General features: G+C 39.3%; 20 protein-coding genes and 1 other annotated feature. Of the genes, 3 read left to right on the top strand and 17 right to left on the bottom strand.

The window, feature by feature from the left end; translation table 11 throughout:
* The first annotated feature begins 60 nt into the window (after window positions 1-60).
* Together IEV52_RS06740 and IEV52_RS06735 are read left to right on the top strand one after the other, a co-directional pair.
* A complete protein-coding gene (locus IEV52_RS06740; RefSeq protein WP_229754241.1) occupies window positions 61-1209 on the top strand; it encodes an IscS subfamily cysteine desulfurase in 1149 nt (382 codons plus the stop codon).
* Window positions 1200-1736: a transcription repressor NadR gene (locus tag IEV52_RS06735; protein WP_188401708.1), complete on the top strand. Its 537-nt coding sequence runs from the start codon at window positions 1200-1202 to the stop codon at window positions 1734-1736. Before IEV52_RS06740 ends, IEV52_RS06735 begins: the two co-directional genes overlap by 10 nt.
* A gap of 364 nt (window positions 1737-2100) precedes the next feature.
* Here IEV52_RS06735 and IEV52_RS06730 read toward each other — a convergent pair whose 3' ends face one another.
* The 9 genes from IEV52_RS06730 to IEV52_RS06690 all read right to left on the bottom strand — a co-directional run bounded on the left by IEV52_RS06730 (window position 2101) and on the right by IEV52_RS06690 (window position 8823).
* Window positions 2101-2547, bottom strand: coding sequence for an ACT domain-containing protein (locus IEV52_RS06730; RefSeq protein ID WP_188401707.1), 447 nt, complete (start codon window positions 2545-2547; stop codon window positions 2101-2103).
* 116 nt (window positions 2548-2663) lie between these two features.
* Window positions 2664-3950: a GTPase ObgE gene (gene obgE, locus IEV52_RS06725; protein WP_188401706.1), complete on the bottom strand. Its 1287-nt coding sequence runs from the start codon at window positions 3948-3950 to the stop codon at window positions 2664-2666.
* 18 nt (window positions 3951-3968) lie between these two features.
* Window positions 3969-4505 carry a Spo0B domain-containing protein gene (locus IEV52_RS06720; RefSeq protein ID WP_188401705.1) on the bottom strand — a complete coding sequence of 179 codons (537 nt, stop codon included), beginning with the start codon at window positions 4503-4505 and terminating at the stop codon, window positions 3969-3971.
* Between the two features lie 140 nt (window positions 4506-4645).
* Window positions 4646-4936 carry a 50S ribosomal protein L27 gene (gene rpmA / locus IEV52_RS06715; protein WP_066291343.1) on the bottom strand — a complete coding sequence of 97 codons (291 nt, stop codon included), beginning with the start codon at window positions 4934-4936 and terminating at the stop codon, window positions 4646-4648.
* Window positions 4929-5282 (bottom strand): ribosomal-processing cysteine protease Prp, encoded by a 354-nt coding sequence (locus IEV52_RS06710; protein ID WP_188401704.1) that lies wholly within the window; start codon window positions 5280-5282, stop codon window positions 4929-4931. The genes rpmA and IEV52_RS06710 overlap by 8 nt, the downstream gene beginning before the upstream one ends.
* Window positions 5283-5287: 5 nt before the next feature.
* Complete coding sequence (rplU, locus tag IEV52_RS06705; RefSeq protein ID WP_188401703.1) at window positions 5288-5596, bottom strand: 50S ribosomal protein L21; 309 nt, start codon at window positions 5594-5596, stop codon at window positions 5288-5290.
* Window positions 5597-5610: 14 nt separating this feature from the next.
* Window positions 5611-5686 (bottom strand) — a sequence feature (ribosomal protein L21 leader region).
* Between the two features lie 46 nt (window positions 5687-5732).
* A complete protein-coding gene (locus IEV52_RS06700; protein ID WP_229754207.1) occupies window positions 5733-7178 on the bottom strand; it encodes an Rne/Rng family ribonuclease in 1446 nt (481 codons plus the stop codon).
* A 72-nt stretch (window positions 7179-7250) separates the two neighbouring features.
* Complete coding sequence (locus tag IEV52_RS06695; RefSeq protein ID WP_188401701.1) at window positions 7251-8102, bottom strand: site-2 protease family protein; 852 nt, start codon at window positions 8100-8102, stop codon at window positions 7251-7253.
* Window positions 8095-8823 carry a M23 family metallopeptidase gene (locus IEV52_RS06690; RefSeq protein WP_188401700.1) on the bottom strand — a complete coding sequence of 243 codons (729 nt, stop codon included), beginning with the start codon at window positions 8821-8823 and terminating at the stop codon, window positions 8095-8097. The genes IEV52_RS06695 and IEV52_RS06690 overlap by 8 nt, the downstream gene beginning before the upstream one ends.
* 219 nt (window positions 8824-9042) lie before the next feature.
* Here IEV52_RS06690 and IEV52_RS06685 point away from each other — a divergent pair, with 219 nt between their 5' ends.
* Entirely contained in the window at window positions 9043-9324 is a 282-nt protein-coding gene (locus tag IEV52_RS06685) for a hypothetical protein (protein ID WP_188401699.1), read from the top strand.
* 41 nt (window positions 9325-9365) lie between these two features.
* Here IEV52_RS06685 and minD read toward each other — a convergent pair whose 3' ends face one another.
* The 8 genes from minD to IEV52_RS06645 form a co-directional block, all read right to left on the bottom strand.
* Window positions 9366-10160 (bottom strand): septum site-determining protein MinD, encoded by a 795-nt coding sequence (gene minD / locus IEV52_RS06680; RefSeq protein WP_188401698.1) that lies wholly within the window; start codon window positions 10158-10160, stop codon window positions 9366-9368.
* Between the two features lie 15 nt (window positions 10161-10175).
* Entirely contained in the window at window positions 10176-10853 is a 678-nt protein-coding gene (minC, locus tag IEV52_RS06675) for a septum site-determining protein MinC (protein ID WP_188401697.1), read from the bottom strand.
* Window positions 10854-10916: 63 nt separating this feature from the next.
* Window positions 10917-11435 (bottom strand): rod shape-determining protein MreD, encoded by a 519-nt coding sequence (gene mreD, locus IEV52_RS06670; protein WP_188401696.1) that lies wholly within the window; start codon window positions 11433-11435, stop codon window positions 10917-10919.
* Window positions 11435-12307 (bottom strand): rod shape-determining protein MreC, encoded by an 873-nt coding sequence (gene mreC, locus IEV52_RS06665; protein ID WP_188401695.1) that lies wholly within the window; start codon window positions 12305-12307, stop codon window positions 11435-11437. Before mreC ends, mreD begins: the two co-directional genes overlap by 1 nt.
* A 14-nt stretch (window positions 12308-12321) precedes the next feature.
* The gene (locus tag IEV52_RS06660) at window positions 12322-13359 is read right to left on the bottom strand and encodes a rod shape-determining protein (protein ID WP_137788747.1); all 1038 of its coding nucleotides are present in this window, start codon (window positions 13357-13359) and stop codon (window positions 12322-12324) included.
* Window positions 13360-13431: 72 nt separating this feature from the next.
* On the bottom strand, window positions 13432-14103 hold the full coding sequence (gene radC / locus IEV52_RS06655) for a RadC family protein (protein ID WP_188402277.1): 672 nt from the start codon (window positions 14101-14103) through the stop codon (window positions 13432-13434).
* Window positions 14104-14133: 30 nt separating this feature from the next.
* A complete protein-coding gene (locus IEV52_RS06650) occupies window positions 14134-14727 on the bottom strand; it encodes a Maf family protein (RefSeq protein ID WP_188402276.1) in 594 nt (197 codons plus the stop codon).
* Between the two features lie 279 nt (window positions 14728-15006).
* On the bottom strand, window positions 15007-16008 hold the full coding sequence (locus IEV52_RS06645) for a hypothetical protein (RefSeq protein WP_188401694.1): 1002 nt from the start codon (window positions 16006-16008) through the stop codon (window positions 15007-15009).
* Window positions 16009-16028 lie beyond the last annotated feature (20 nt).

Here is a 16028-nt window from a genome sequence, read left to right as displayed (position 1 = left end):
ACATAGATTTAAACTAGATACAACTATTTTATTTAAACTGAGGTGAAAACCTTGATATATATGGATTTTGCAGCTACATCTCCTATGTCAGAAACGGCTTTAAACGCCTTTGTTCAGACTTCTAAAACTTATTTTCATAATACGGAAAGTCTGCACGATGTCGGCTTACAAGCTAAAGATCTCTTAGAGCATGCTAGAACATCACTTGCAAAACTGTTAAATAGGGAAAGTGAAGGCATTTATTTTACCGGCGGGGGTTCCGATGGGAATTTTCTTGCTATCACTTCTTTAGCCTTCGGGGCACTGAATAAGGGGAAGGGGAAACATATTATTACTTCTGCTATCGAACATCCTTCTGTTGAATACGCCCTTAACTTTTTAGAAAAGAATGGTTTCGAAGTTTCCAGAATTCCTGTAGAAAAATCCGGGAAAATTTCTCTTAAGTTATTGGAAGACACTATTCGCAAGGACACCATACTTGTAACCATTCAACATGTTAACAGTGAGACGGGTTTTGCGCAGGATATCAAGCAAATAGGAGATTTTTTGGCTGATTCCTCCATACTCTTTCACTGTGATTGTGTGCAATCTTTTGGAAAATGGGATAAGGATCTATTTAACTCAGCCATCATAGATTCTTTTACGATCTCAGCTCACAAAATACATGGACCAAAAGGAACAGGAGCAGTATACATCTCACCAAAAGTCCACGTCATTCCGCTTCTTTCTAATGTTACTCATGAACGCGGATTTAAGCCTGGGACTGTGGATCTGCCCTCGATTGTGGCTTTTGTTACTGCAGCTGATGAATCCATACGTAAACAGCCAGCACATTTTCAACATGCTGAAGAAATGCGTAAACTGTTCTTATCGCTTATACTAAATAATAAATTGATCGTTTATGAGGGAACAGAAAATAGTTCACCTTTTATCATTCCATTTCGTTTAAAAGGAGTGGAAGGACAAATCGTCATGCAGGAACTCAATCGTAATCAGATTGCTGTTTCTACTGGTTCTGCCTGTAAAAACGGGCAGCAAGAACCTTCCAAAGCACTCCTCGCAGTCGGGAGAACCGACAGTGAAGCTCATGGGCTTGTTCGGGTTTCGCTGAGTCATCAAACCACCAAAGAAGATATTATAGCCCTAGGAAAAGCACTTAATGAAATAACAAATAAATTTTTAGCTGTTAGAGAGGTAACATGGAAATGAACAAAACAGATAAATTAAAAGGTGAAGATAGAAGGTCACAGTTAATCACCTGGCTGATAGAGGCGAGTGAGCCGATGAGTGGTTCATTGCTGGCTGCCAGAACGAACGTTAGCAGACAAGTGATCGTTCAGGATATGTCACTATTAAAAGCAACCGGGGAACCAATAATGGCAACAGCACAGGGTTACGTTTATTTAAAGCCTGATAAAGGGAACCTGTATACATGCGTGATAGCGGCAAACCATTCGCCTGAAGAAACAATCAGTGAATTAAATACAATTGTTGACTATGGGGTTACTGTAGAAGATGTAACGGTTGAACATCCCGTTTATGGCGACATAAAAGCTTCACTGAAGCTCTCTACCCGTAAAGATGTAGAAGATTTGATCAAGCGCCTGCGAGATACGAACGCTATTTTGCTGAGTGAACTAACCGAAGGAATTCATATGCATACCCTTTCATCTGATTCGAAGGAAAAATTAGATAAAGCCTGTGAAGCTTTAAAAGAAAAAGGGTTCTTACTATAAACAAGGCTATTTTCGTAACCTTTGTTGTTTTTAGGATGGTTGTGATTTCCGTTTCAGGATGCTCGCTTTCCGCGGGGGGTAAGGTGAGCTTTGTAGATGGATAAAGATTCATATTCAAGGAAGCATGTGTGCTCCTGCGTCTGCCAGCAAATGCTGCCGAAACGGGCTTCCTCGTCGCATGCCTTGCGAGAAGAATTCTCAGGTGGTTGGCACGCTGCTCCTAGCCGTAGTCTCGCACCATACACTCCAACAAACTAGTCAATGAAGACATTCATACAAAAATGTCCCAAAAGCAACAATCCTTTAGAAAAGAGCCTAAACAACAAATCCCCTGGCCAGACTCGCCAGGGGATTTTCTATGTTCTTAAGCACCTGTTCCTACAACTTCTACCTTCTCAACAGTTTCCATTCGGTTAAGTGTACTCAAAAGGTCTTTTATATCTCCTTGAAGCATGTTTGTTTCAATGGTTAATGTAATATGAGCACGGCCCTGCAAGGGAATCGTCTGATTAATGGTTAATACGTTGCAGCCTTGTGAGGCAACGACCGTCAAGAGGCTGGACAGAGCACCGGATCTATCCTCAAGATGGATGGAAAGCGTAATAATCTTTTCTTTTACCATCGTATGGAACGGAAAGATTCCGTCACGGTATTTATAAAATGCACTTCTGCTTAAGCCTACCTTTTCAGCGGCTTCAGCTACTGTCTTTACTTTGCCTCTATCTAAAAGAGATTTGGCTTCCAAAGCTTTTTGCATGGATTCCGATAATACATCTTCTCTAACCATATAATATTGCTGATCATTTTTCATTTCTACTTTCCTCCGGTGTCAATCTTACCTCTATTATAATAAAAAAAGGCAAAAATGTCTATTCCACGCGGACATTTGTAAAAATAAAAGACAGCCCGATACAAGGCTGCCTAAATTTAATCAATAAATTCAAATTCGTATTTTAATATTCTAACAACGTCACCATGTTCAGCTCCGCGTTCACGCAATGCTTGGTCAACACCAAGGGTACGCATTTGACGGGCAAATCGTTTCGTTGACTCTTCACGAGAAAAGTCGGTCATTTTAAACAGTTTTTCAATCTTTGGACCATTAATTACGAATGTTCCAGCAGGATCACGTGTGATATAAAATCCTGCTTCTTCTTTTTCATGTTTATAAAGAACTCTTTGTTGCTCCACTCCATCGTCATGAATAAGTGGAAACTCAGGAGTCACTTCAAGAATGTCTGCAGTGGTGAATAACACTTCGCGAATTCCTTGACGGGAAATGGCTGAAATCGGGAACACTTGAACATCTTTCCCTACTTTTTCTTTAAACTCGGCAAGATTTTCCTCTGCTCCAGGAATATCCATCTTGTTGGCAAGAACAATTTGAGGACGTTCCATTAATCTCATGTTGTACTGATTAAGCTCTTCGTTAATCTTAACAAAATCATCGTAAGGATCTCGACCCTCCATCCCAGACATATCAATAACATGAAGAATAACACGTGTTCTTTCAATATGTCTTAAGAATTGATGTCCAAGCCCAACACCCTCATGAGCCCCTTCGATAAGACCTGGTAGATCGGCCATAACGAAGCTTCTGCCATCTTCAACTGCCACAACCCCTAAGTTAGGTGTGATCGTAGTAAAATGATATTCTGCAATCTTCGGCTTAGCAGCAGAAACGATGGATAAAAATGTCGACTTTCCTACACTAGGAAAACCAACCAATCCTACATCAGCTAATACTTTTAACTCTAATACTACTTCGCGTTCTTCACCTGGCTCACCATTTTCTGCGATTTCAGGAGCCGGATTCGCCGGAGTTGCAAAACGAGTATTTCCACGGCCGCCTCGGCCGCCTTTTGCTATAATTGCTTGCTGCTGATGATGAACAAGGTCAGCAATCGTCTCACCTGTGTTTGCATCTGTAACCACAGTCCCAGGAGGTACTTTTACAATCATATCATTGGCTTTTTTTCCATGCATGCCCTTAGACATACCATGTTCGCCCCTTGGTGCCTTAAAATGACGGTTATAGCGGAAATCCATCAGTGTTCGCAATCCTTCTTCTACCTCAAAGATTACGTTAGCTCCTTTTCCTCCGTCACCACCAGCAGGACCACCATCTGGAACATATTTTTCACGGCGAAACGCAACCATTCCGTTTCCGCCGTCACCTGCTTTTAAATAAATTTTGACCTGATCGACAAACATTCATTTCTCCTCCTTCCTTTATGAAGTTAATTGAATTTCTAAATAACACTTATTGTCCTGAGTATAGCTTTCGATGAGTAGCATGCTTTTATGTGTTGAAAAAATTTTCTTCATGTCTTCGAACGTTTTCTCCTGATCGGCTAGCGTTCCTTGGAACATATATGAAACGCGAAGAGCTGCAGGATTAAATGCTACAGTAAGTGAGTATTCATCATAACCCGAGATAGAATTGTTCAACACTTTACACAATTCTTTCGTTGTATGTAACAATTCATCTTCAAATAAGCTGAAATCGCCGCTTTCACCATTTACTTTTCCAAACAATTTAACCGGATGCTTCAACCAATTATATGTTAATAAGTACTCCGATAAATTCGGGGTTTTCAGGTTAGAGATTCTTGATTCTTCCCGGGATAGTTCAATTACTTCGTTCATAATCTCTTTTGCCCGCTCCGTGCGGTCAAGTGATAGATTGGCTTTAATAAGCTGAAGCTGGTTTAGCCAGTCATGCCTGGCATGGCGCAAAAGATCGACAGTTGTCCATTTTTTTGACATTATCGCACTCCTAGCCTTTCCTTAAAATATGGCTATACCTTACACCAACAAATTTAGCGCAGTACTTAATACTGGGTTCAACATATTAACAAAGCAAAGAAAAAACTCTAACCAATCTGGTTAGAGTTTTTATCTCCCTCTTACGCTTCTTGCGCGATTGGGTAAACACTTACCTTTTTGCGGTCACGGCCATAACGCTCGAAACGAACGATTCCGTCTACCTTAGCAAATAGTGTGTCATCTCCGCCTTTACCTACGTTAGTACCAGGATAGATCTTAGTACCACGTTGACGGTAAAGAATTGAACCACCAGAAACGAATTGCCCGTCAGCACGCTTCGCGCCAAGACGCTTAGACTGTGAATCACGACCATTCTTTGTGCTACCTACCCCTTTTTTAGAGGCAAAGTATTGAAGGTTTAATTTAAGCATTCGTTGCACCTCCTTCATGTTCAGTCAATTTTATATACTCGCTGTATCCTTCCTCAATTGAAGCCAAGGATACAATCATGCCTTCCAAAAGCCATTGTGTTTTTTGATAGGTAGAATCATTGAGATTATCCGGTACCTTACACTCTAAAAAGCCGCCATCTTCGTGAGTCGTAACTTCCGGCTCATAACCGCAAAGCTTTTCAATCGCGTTAATCGTACCGAACGACACGGCTGTTGCGGCTGCACAGACCAGATCCTGGCCATGTGGAGCAAAATCAGCATGTCCTTCCATCGAAAACGAACGTATATCTTGATTGTTGTTCCTGTAGATAGAAACTCGAATCATAAGAATTACCCGTTAATTTTTTCAATCACAACTTTTGTGTAAGGTTGACGGTGTCCTTGCTTACGACGATAGTTCTTCTTCGCCTTAAACTTGTAGACAACCACTTTCTCGCCACGGCCGTGTTTTTCAACTTTTGCCGTAACTGTAGCACCATCTACTAAAGGAGCTCCTACTTTCAAGCTGTCTCCACCGACCATCAATACATCTTCAAATGTAACTGTTTCACCAGCTTCAACATCTAGTTTTTCAACATAGATTGCTTGACCTTCTTCAACACGAACTTGCTTACCACCAGTTTGAATAATTGCGTACATCAACGTGCACCTCCTCTTATACTCAGACTCGCCATCCTAGGTGTATCAATAAAATACTTAAAAACCTAGTCTGTGCGGTTGGAGCGGGTGCTCCAAACACTAACGAAAAAAGGATACCATGTTTGGCACCCTCGTGTCAATCTGAATCTTTTAACATGCGGTTAGTAATATCCGCTGCTGTTCCCGTATGTCTGACATGCGATTTACGGTTCGAATCACCACGAGAAATAAATAGTTTGTATCCGCAGCTCTTTTCTAACCAGGTAAGTTTGTCATTGTTCTTTTCAAGCCAGTCTGCAAAATGTGGAGGCACCTCTATCCATAATGCTTCTATATCTTCAAACGTGTATTCTTTTATCGATCTTTCGAGTTCAAAATAAAGGGTTTCTGAACGAAGCCGGTATCCACCTATCCATTCATCGTTTGATTTTTCTGCAAGTGTTTCAAGCAACGAAGGCCGTTCTTTTTTTCTAGTCATCTCAAACAAGCCCATCTTTGTGAATCCATATATAACAATAGTGGATGAGTCTTTTTTAATTTCTTCACGCAATACAGACAATATTTGTTCCTTGTCTTCGTTCGCTTGCATCGTAATAAAATCGATAACGACCATTCCAGCTATATTGCGTAACCGCAGCTGTTTCATAATCTCTTTGGCTGCTAAAATGTTTGTGTCTACTACTGTTTTAGACCGGTCTTTTTTCCCGGTGAACTTTCCAGTATTCACATCAATAGCTGTTAATGCCTCTGTTACGTTAAAGTAAAGAGACGAACCGTTCTTCAGCCAGACAAGGGGTGAGATCGCTTTTTCGATATCTATGTCTATTCCATATCTCCTAAATAAAGGTTCTTTTTCATGGTATAACTTTACCGGATAAGGATTTTGAAAGGAAGCTGCATACTCTTTAAGTTGATTAAACGTATCAAAATCATCCACTATGATCTCTTGTACATGGGGATTCAGCCATCTTTCTAATAATGAATAAAAAAATGGAGACTGGGTGATAAGGCTTGGAGCTTTCTTTAAAGCTGCTTCATTTATTGTTTCATTAAACTGTCTTTTAAGACTATCCAGCTCAAGACCCATAGCTTTTTCAGGAAACTCCTCACATCCAGTTCGGATGATCAACCCGTCTCCGTTATTTAAAGCAGAATGCCCCCATGACTGCAGAGCACCTCGTTTTGACTCTTTAATCTTCTTAGATATCCCAATGTGAGGAGTGAAAGGAAAATAAACAAGCAGATGACCTGTAAACGATAAAAGCGCTGTTAGTTTTGCACCTTTATCTCCAGTCTCTTCTTTTGCCACTTGAACCAGTATAGATTCTCCCTCTTTAATCAGGCTAGAAATTGATATGCTCTTTTTTTCGTTATGAGAAAGTTTTTGAAAAGCAGGGAGGTCATCTTTATGAAGAAAACCATTCTTATCTGTTCCAATGTCTACAAATACAGCCTGCATACCAGGTAATACTTTTTGGATTTTCCCTTTATATATACTTCCTGTTAACGGCTTCTTAGTTGGCCGGTAAAAAGCACATTCAACCAGTTTCTCGTTATTTAGCAGGGCTATCCGTTTTTCCATTCCTGCTGCATTGACTACCACTCGTTGCATCTTTTATTTCACATCTCCCTGTTCATCCATCATGATCTTATTCTAACGAAAAACTTGACCGATTGCACATTCAGGAGGATGTTTATGAAAATAAGCTTCTAAAAGTTCTTTTTCTTTAATCGTAATAGGCTTTATATTCTTAATGACGATAGAATGTGTAACTCCTTTTATAAGCCGGTGAGTCACTTTTGAAAGAGACAAAGTCGGAGAAACGATAATCGTTCGTGTAGTACTTGATGGGACTTGCTGCACCCTGCTCAGCAAAAACCGCATAAACACATAATGTCTGCGCTTCCATTCAAGAACGTGTGCGATTGCTAAGAAAATAAAGATCACCCATAGGTTTAAATGAGTTGGCTGCATGGATATCTGCCAAGCACCACTTATACATAATAAAATTCCAGATCCCATTAGATACCGGCGTTGAGCTTCTTTAAACGGAAACCACTTGGTGAAAAGAGCAAAAACAATTTTCCCTCCGTCTAACGGCCAAATTGGAAGCAAGTTAAATAAGAACAACGTCAGGTTCAAAATAAAGAACCAATAAAAATGATCGGTAGAGATGACTTCTGTCTGGCTTAAAACGTACGCTCCACTTGTTAGCCATATATGCTGAAGCGGACCGAGTATTGCTACCCAAACTTCTTCATGAAAAGGCCGTGTTCCGTGCTCATCAACAACTGCTGCGCCTCCAAAGGGAAGAAGATCAATTCTTGAAATTCTCCATTTAAAAAGATGGGCACCTGCAAAATGACCCATCTCATGAATTAGAACCACGAAAAACCAGATGATAATCTCCCTAAAGTGTCCTGTAAAGACAGCTCCAAAAATAACAAACCAAAATGAGGGATTAACCTTTATTTTTCGTATAAATTCAATTGTTAATCTAATCAATATCGATCACCTTGCTTGGGTCGATAAAACTTTTGTCTTTTTTGATCGCAAAATAAAATTTACCTGATTTGCCATCATCATTTTCAGATACTTTACCAAGACGGGTTCCGCTTTCTACATAATTGTAAAGCTTAATTGATTTATCAATTTCCTTTAAATCTCCATACCAGGATTCTTGTTCATCAGAATGCTGTATGATTACGGTATACCCCAGGTCATCTTTTTTTCCTGCATAAACGATATACCCGTCTTTTGCCGTTTCAACATCTTCTTCTTTTCCCGTTTCAATCCAGATTCCTTTACCATTTGTGCTGAACGTTTCATACACCTTGCCATCAGCCGGCACCGCAAAGACTTCACTTACTTCTTCCGTACTTTGCTCCTTCTGAATCTTATCTTTTGGCAACAAAGCTAAAGGCTTTCCGAATTTATCTTCATACCAATCTTTAGCCGCAGCAAACTGAAACTCATCCTCATAAATATGTTTTATAAAATTTTGAGCCTTTGCTGTTTGTTCACCATTATTTTTGAAGATGATCCCTACTATTAAGAATAAGATAATGGAGAACATGATCTGCATCAACATAGCGTGACGGTTAAATAGAGGATGAGACTTCTCCGATTCGTCTCTTGTTGAGATGACAGAACTTTTTTCTTTCGGGCTACCTTTTTTAGATAAATTTCCATATTTTTTTCGGATTTCATCTGCTCTATTTTTCATAACCGTTCCTCCATTTTTATCATATATGTACATACTATGACTTGTCCGTCAGAGATATGAGTAAAATGGTAACCCTTATCAACCATTTAAGATCAGAATATATGCGTTTCAAAAACTTTTGGTATAAAAGCATATTTTTTAACTTCAGGATACTTGTCCTTCCGGAAATTATTTGTATTACATACCATATGATATCTTGAAAAAAGGGGGGAATAAAAAATGGAAAACAGAAACGAGACTATGGTAGTTCAGCAGCAGGAGCCTGAATGTCCTACATGTCCTGAAGGGACAGTTTGTGAGGACGGCGATCTACTTTGCTTAAATATACCGTGTACGACTACGGTTGTACTTTTAGGCTTGATTCAGCTGAACATTGGACCGCTATGTATCCGCGCTGGTTCAGTCGGGGACTTAGCAGGACTAACGAATGAAGAAAAATTATCTCAAGTGCAGCAAGCTTTTAGTGCACTGCGAAATTCACTTTCAAATTTCACAGCATAAAAAAGATAGAATAAAAAAGAAGTGGCCGAGTGGCCACTTCTTTATTTCATACCTAATAACGTTTTAATCTTTCCAAAGAATCCTTTTTCTTCTTCTAGTGAAAGAAGTGGAACAGACTCTCCTAAGATTCTTCTTGCGATATTCCTGTAAGCGATAGAAGCTTTAGAGTCCGGCTGCATGGCAACAGGCTCACCTTTGTTCGCCGCTTTGATCACATTTTCATCATCGATGACTACTCCCAGCAGTTCAATAGATAGTACTGACACGATTTCGTCAACATCCAACATATCACCGCTTTTAGCAAGATGATTACGAAGACGGTTTACAATTAACTTTGGTGCTTCAACATTCTCTTGTTCTAACAATCCAATAATTCTGTCTGCATCACGTACAGAAGAGATTTCGGGATTCGTAACAACGATCGACTTATCAGCACCCGCTACCGCATTTTTGAAGCCTTGTTCAATTCCAGCAGGACAGTCGATGATGACATAATCATAGTCTTGCTTCAACTCAGATATAATTTTCTTAACTTGTTCAGGTGTTATGGAAGATTTATCTTTTGTTTGAGCAGCTGGTAACAGGTACAAACACTCAAACCGCTTATCTTTAATTAAAGCTTGGTTCAGTTTGCAGCGTTCTTCTGCAACGTCGACAAGATCATAGATGATTCTATTTTCGAGTCCCATTAATACATCAAGGTTACGCAACCCAATATCCGTATCAACAAGACATACTTTTTTCCCAGAAAGAGCTAGAGCAGTCCCTATATTGGCAGAAGTCGTTGTTTTGCCGACTCCACCTTTCCCAGACGTAATGACTATCGCTTCTCCCATGCGTCATTCCCCTTTCTATACCAAACTGTTCAACATCGGTCTTAATCGGTGAACAGCACTGATTCGATCAATACGAATCTGTTGTTCTTCATCGGATATGTAAGCAAACTCCATCTCATTTCCTATCTCCGGATAAGAGTCTGGTGCTCTATTAATATGATGAGCAATCCTAAGTTGAGAAGGTTTCATCATTGATGCTGCAATGATTGCTTCTTCGTTGCCCTTAGTACCACAGTGAGCGATTCCTTTTAAAGAACCAAGAATATAAATATTTCCTGTCGCCATTACAGTACCGCCAGGATTCACATCGCCGATCAGAAGCAGGTCACCTTGGATATCGAGAACCTGACCAGATCTGACAATCTTTGAAACAGTTACAACTTGAGCATCCTTTCTCATCTCTTCCGCTTCAGCTTTTGTAATAACATCTGACTCTATTTTTTCCAAGATAAGATTTTCTTTTTGTTTTAGGACTTCTCTGAGTTTTCCCTCTTGCTCAGCTGTAACGTATCGATTACCTGCTTTTACTTTTACAGAGATAACGGGACCATTCAATAACTGTCCACTGCCTGCTGTTAATTTATCATAAAGCTCTTCGATTAACTTTTCGAAGGAACACTTATCGTCCAACAATAAAACGAGGCCGTCTTTTGTACCTTTTATTGTTACGTTGTGCTGGAGTTTATGTACCATTGCCATTGTTCACCTCAACGTACTAACATTCGACAGCTAGGTCTTAATTCCTCTTTGCAGAAGTTAGTTTTCTTTTAGCGTATCCTTTAATTGGTTTAGCTGCTTTACATATGGATAATAAATGAGTATCGCAAAGAAACCGTTTAAGATGAGGGTAGGCAACAATCTTTTATACAGAAACTCATCAATCATTTGATTGCTTATTCCTATCAGACTGTTCAAACCGTATACAAAAAACTCTAAGATAGATACTCCTACAATGGATAGAAGCAGTGTCACAATTAAGTTTCCGAATAAATATCTTGAAAAAATTGATGTAATATAAGCCGTTGCAGCCATTGAGAACAAATAAACACCAATGATATCTGTATAGAGAAGGTCAGTCAGAAGACCAAAAGCTAACCCATACAAAAGGCCGTAAGTGGTATTTAAGTACATGGCAATAAACAAGATCATGACCATTGAAAAACGGGGTATCAATTGCCAGTCCATACTGTTTTCTTGAGGCAAGAAGGCCTGAATAAGAGAACTTTCACTAATAAAAGCTAAATAGATAAGAAAAGGAAGAAGGACTTTTTTCATCATTCTTCCTCCTCTTCTCTTAAACTTTCATCTACTGCAGGCATCTCTCTTTCCAATACCATAACATGATCTAAATCATATAAATCCGCAGAAGGCTTTAAGTAAGCGGTCTGAGTCAAACCTACTTCGTCTGGCTCAACATCAATCACTTCTCCAATTAGAAGATTAGGAGGAAATACATCCCCAAGACCAGAGGTAATAACCTGTTGTCCCTTCTTGATCTTTGCATCTACTGGGATCTTTTTAAACAGCAATGCTTGTCTCTTTGGATCATAACCTTCTATTGTTCCAAAAATATTCTTCTCCCCTTGAACAATGGCAGAGAAACGGTTTGTTCGATCATTATCGCTGATAAGCTGAACAGTTGATTGAAACAGGGAAACATTCGTTATTTTTCCGATAAATCCTTGCGGAGATATAACGGCCATCTTAGGCTTAATTCCGTCTTTTTCCCCTTTATTAATGTAGATAAATTGATTCCATTGGTCAGGAGAACGACCGATAACTGTAGCTTCCCTCACTTTAAAATCGGTGAGGTCTTCTTCCTTGTCCAACTGCGCTTTTAGCGTTTCATTCGTTTTTTTAACTTCCTCATACTGTACATAAAGTTTCGCGTACTCATCTAACCTAGCTTTTAACATTTGATTCTCTTTATAAAGCTGTTTCATTTCAGCTAAATTCTCAAAGAAACCCGCTATTGTATTAGCGGGTTTATAGAAAATCGTTTGTGTTAGGCCTGCAGAATCTTTTAAGAACTGTTCAGGTAAGGTTAGGCTTTCCCTTTTTTTCATCGAAAAACCAATCAATGCTACTAGAATAATAATACTGACTAGCAGAATGATAAGGCGTTTATTCGAAAAAAAATGTGGCATGAAAATACACCTACTTACTTGGATTTAGATCTAGAAGTTATACCAGCTTTTGATTTGAATAGGTGCAGGTTTTCAAGCGCACGGCCAGTTCCAACTGCTACACAATCCAATGCGTTCTCAGCAACGATTACAGGCATCTTTGTCTCTTCACTGATTACTTTATCCAAGTTTCTTAATAAAGCACCTCCACCTGTAAGAACGATACCGCGATCCATGATGTCTGCAGCAAGTTCTGGCGGTGTTTTTTCAAGAGTTACTTTAACAGCATCCATAATGCTGTTCACTGTATCACGCAAAGCGCTGGAAACTTCTTCCGCCGTAATCGTAATCGTTTTTGGAAGACCTGTCAACAAATCACGCCCTCGGATGTCCATATCTTCAATACCATCCGGCGCGCCAGCAGAACCGACCTCTAATTTCAGAGTTTCGGCTGTTCTTTCACCGATCATTAAGTTATAAGTCTTTTTAATGTATGCGATGATCGCATCATCCATTTCATCCCCAGCAATGCGGATAGACTGGCTTGTAACGATACCACCCAATGAGATGATCGCAACTTCGGTCGTACCTCCACCGATATCAACTACCATGCTTCCGGTAGGCTCCCAGACAGGTAGGTCTGCACCGATTGCAGCTGCAAACGGCTCTTCAATCGTATAAGCTTCACGGGCACCTGCTTGCTTCGTCGCATCCTCAACTGCACGTTTTTCTACAGCCGTAATTCCTGATGGAACACATACCATTACATAAGGCTTACGAGCGAAAACAGAACGGTTCTTTTGCGCTTGTTGAATAAAATATTTCATCATAGTCGCTGTTGTTTCAAAATCAGCAATAACCCCATCTTTCATAGGTCTTACTGCAACAATATTTCCCGGAGTACGTCCAATCATATTTTTTGCAGCATTACCTACTGCTTCGATCGAACCAGTGTCAGTACGTAAAGCAACAACGGAAGGTTCACGCACAACAACACCCTTGCCCTTCACGTAAACAAGTGTGTTTGCAGTTCCTAAATCAATTCCTAAATCTCTTGAAAATCCACCAAACATTTATGTAAACTCCTTTCATCAAGCAAAACTCATACGTTTGATTATACGCTAAAAAAGAAACAAAAGACAATGTTAAACATATCCTTTTTCTTTTAAACTTATATATCTTTGATCGCCAATAATAATATGATCTAACACTTCAATCCCCAGCATTTTACCGCACTCTACTAATCTTTTTGTTACCTCGATATCTTCCCTGCTTGGTGCTGGATCTCCACTAGGGTGATTATGAAAACAGATGATCGAAGCACTCGATCGCTTAAATCCTTCTTTAAACACTTCCCGAGGATGGACGATTGACGTATTTAAACTTCCGATGAATATGGTCTTTTTATATAGCACTTGGTTTTTTGTGTTTAAATACAAACAAACAAAATGCTCTTGTTGCAAAAAACGCAATTCATCCATCAAATAACGTGCTCCATCTTCTGGAGACCGCATCGAATACTTTTCTTCAAATTGAAGGCGACTGATTCGTTTACCGATTTCTATCGCAGCCAACAGTTCAACTGCTTTTACTGATCCAATACCATTGATCTCTTTTAATTCACCAATTGTAGCTTCTTTTAAATGTCTCAATCCCTCAAATTGCTGGATAATGTGGTGTGCTAATTGAATAGCCGACATTTGTTTTGTACCTGTTCGTAAAAGTATAGCTAACAATTCATAGTTGGAGAGTGCATGAGGGCCTTCATTCAACAGTCTTTCCCTCGGCCTCTCCTGTACTGGGTAATCTTTTATCATAAGCGGTTTTGTCACCACTTACGTTCCCCCTTATTTTTCAGTCTGCGTGACTGACTCGGTGAATAAATACCCGAAATCTTCTAGTGATCGCACCACTTTTGATATCGGTAGACCTACGACGTTAAAGTAATCGCCTTGAATTTTTTCTACTAATAATGAACCAGAACCTTGAATCCCATAACTCCCTGCTTTATCAAATGGCTCACCAGTACTTATGTACCAAGAAATTGTTTTTTCATCCAACGTATAAAACGTTACACTCGTTTTAACCGAGAAAACCACTTTCTTTGCTTGGTCTATAATGCAAACACCGGTATACACTTCATGGGTTTGACCAGAAAGCATCCTTAACATTTCAGCAGCTTCCACTGCATTCTTCGGTTTGCCAAGTCGTTTGTTTTTATATGAAACAATGGTATCAGCACCTAGTACAACATGATTAGGTTTTTGAGTGAAAACATCAGCAGCTTTTTGCTCCGCGAGTGATTCTACCAATTGACTTGGAGTAAGAGTTAGATCCATTTTTTCTTCAAGTGTACTTGGATAAGTCTCAAATGGAAGAAGCGTTAATGACAGAAGTTCATATCTTCGAGGTGAAGCAGAGGCTAATATGAGGCGTTTCATGATATCACCTTTCATCTCATTCATTGATGGTCATTTTTGTATAGTTTCACAATAACAAAAATGTAAAAATTATACAAACTACGCCTAAAACATACTTCTATTAGTCTTTCGGTAAATTTCCCGATTTTATGTGGGCAAATGACAAATTCTATAGACCAAATTTGACAAATTTCCCTAAAGGTATAAAAATGCATTAAGCTTAACCTCTAATAATGATAAAAACAGAGAAGAGGTATAACTCAAAAATGGATGCTTTTGAGCAATACCTCTCCTTTTATCTTATTTTAATGTTGAAAGCAAACGAATATATGCCTGGAAGCTATCCATTGCCTTTTGCTGAAAGGCCCAATTTAATTCACCTTTCTTTGAATCTTTTAATGCAAGAAATGCCCCTTCAAGCTGTTTTTCGAAATCTGATGCCGTCTTTGCCGTTTCATCTTTCCACTTTCCTTTTTGTTTTTTTCCATACTCTTTCCATTTATTGAAGTCATTTAATGTCTGATCAAGTCCAGATTCCTTGGTCCCAGGCATTTGAGAAAGGGTTAACACATTCTGAAGAAGGATCTGACCGTTCGTAAAATACGTTTCATCCAAATGGTTTGGCGTTTTTAGATTATCAAAGGAATAGGATAATGTTTTTGAGAGAGGTTTATCCATCTCTTTTTGATAGGCCTCACTGTATTTATCGAGTTGATGTTTTTCATTACCTAGTCCAACAATAACAGAATATTTTTCTTCATCGGCTTTAACCGCGATTGCTGAAAACCCTTTTTCTTCGATTGAATTCACCACTCCCTCAGCTCTGTCTTTTGATGAGAATACACCAGCTTGAAGAGCAGAAAAATCTAGCTGGATCGGCCTTAAATTTACTAGTTTTCCTTTCGTTGTGGTTTGTTCCATTTTTACAGAAGGTGTATCCGGTTTTTGATTGCCCGCTTCTGTTATATCAGAAGAGAAGACCATTAATACAAATACTCCTAAAACGGTACCTGTGGCAACTGCCCCCATTATAGCTGCAATAATTTGCTTTGAGAGTGATCTACCTTTTTGCGGCATGGGAAAGCTCGTCTTCTTATTTGATAATACATTCCAGTTTCTTCTTTTTAAAAATGCATCCCTCTTTTTTAGTGGCGCTGCGGAAAGAATAGCATATTCTCCTGTGTTCACTTCCTCAACTGCAGCAGCAACTTCATGATCGGAGTGTCCTTGATTCTCCTCTTTTCTATCTTCACTGAAGTTCTTTTCTTTTCCATTGATTAAGATTGATATCTCATGTTTCACCTATATCCGCTCCTCTCTAT

The organism is Fictibacillus barbaricus, from assembly GCF_014635025.1.
Taxonomy (GTDB): Bacteria; Bacillota; Bacilli; order Bacillales; family Fictibacillaceae; genus Fictibacillus; species Fictibacillus barbaricus.
This window is presented reverse-complemented; position numbering and strand designations above follow the sequence as displayed.

What these genes read in the sequence shown, in the direction of transcription:
- rplU (WP_188401703.1), bottom strand. Translation starts at nt 5,596, where the DNA reads ATGTACGCAATTATTCAAACTGGTGGTAAGCAAGTTCGTGTTGAAGAA.
- IEV52_RS06735 (WP_188401708.1), top strand. Translation starts at nt 1,200, where the DNA reads ATGGAAATGAACAAAACAGATAAATTAAAAGGTGAAGATAGAAGGTCA.
- minD (WP_188401698.1), bottom strand. Translation starts at nt 10,160, where the DNA reads ATGGGAGAAGCGATAGTCATTACGTCTGGGAAAGGTGGAGTCGGCAAA.
- IEV52_RS06650 (WP_188402276.1), bottom strand. Translation starts at nt 14,727, where the DNA reads ATGAAACGCCTCATATTAGCCTCTGCTTCACCTCGAAGATATGAACTT.
- IEV52_RS06730 (WP_188401707.1), bottom strand. Translation starts at nt 2,547, where the DNA reads ATGAAAAATGATCAGCAATATTATATGGTTAGAGAAGATGTATTATCG.
- mreD (WP_188401696.1), bottom strand. Translation starts at nt 11,435, where the DNA reads ATGAAAAAAGTCCTTCTTCCTTTTCTTATCTATTTAGCTTTTATTAGT.
- IEV52_RS06690 (WP_188401700.1), bottom strand. Translation starts at nt 8,823, where the DNA reads ATGAAAAATAGAGCAGATGAAATCCGAAAAAAATATGGAAATTTATCT.
- IEV52_RS06660 (WP_137788747.1), bottom strand. Translation starts at nt 13,359, where the DNA reads ATGTTTGGTGGATTTTCAAGAGATTTAGGAATTGATTTAGGAACTGCA.
- radC (WP_188402277.1), bottom strand. Translation starts at nt 14,103, where the DNA reads ATGATAAAAGATTACCCAGTACAGGAGAGGCCGAGGGAAAGACTGTTG.
- IEV52_RS06720 (WP_188401705.1), bottom strand. Translation starts at nt 4,505, where the DNA reads ATGTCAAAAAAATGGACAACTGTCGATCTTTTGCGCCATGCCAGGCAT.
- IEV52_RS06740 (WP_229754241.1), top strand. Translation starts at nt 61, where the DNA reads ATGGATTTTGCAGCTACATCTCCTATGTCAGAAACGGCTTTAAACGCC.
- minC (WP_188401697.1), bottom strand. Translation starts at nt 10,853, where the DNA reads ATGGTACATAAACTCCAGCACAACGTAACAATAAAAGGTACAAAAGAC.
- IEV52_RS06710 (WP_188401704.1), bottom strand. Translation starts at nt 5,282, where the DNA reads ATGATTCGAGTTTCTATCTACAGGAACAACAATCAAGATATACGTTCG.
- obgE (WP_188401706.1), bottom strand. Translation starts at nt 3,950, where the DNA reads ATGTTTGTCGATCAGGTCAAAATTTATTTAAAAGCAGGTGACGGCGGA.
- rpmA (WP_066291343.1), bottom strand. Translation starts at nt 4,936, where the DNA reads ATGCTTAAATTAAACCTTCAATACTTTGCCTCTAAAAAAGGGGTAGGT.
- IEV52_RS06700 (WP_229754207.1), bottom strand. Translation starts at nt 7,178, where the DNA reads ATGGAAAAACGGATAGCCCTGCTAAATAACGAGAAACTGGTTGAATGT.
- mreC (WP_188401695.1), bottom strand. Translation starts at nt 12,307, where the DNA reads ATGCCACATTTTTTTTCGAATAAACGCCTTATCATTCTGCTAGTCAGT.
- IEV52_RS06685 (WP_188401699.1), top strand. Translation starts at nt 9,043, where the DNA reads ATGGAAAACAGAAACGAGACTATGGTAGTTCAGCAGCAGGAGCCTGAA.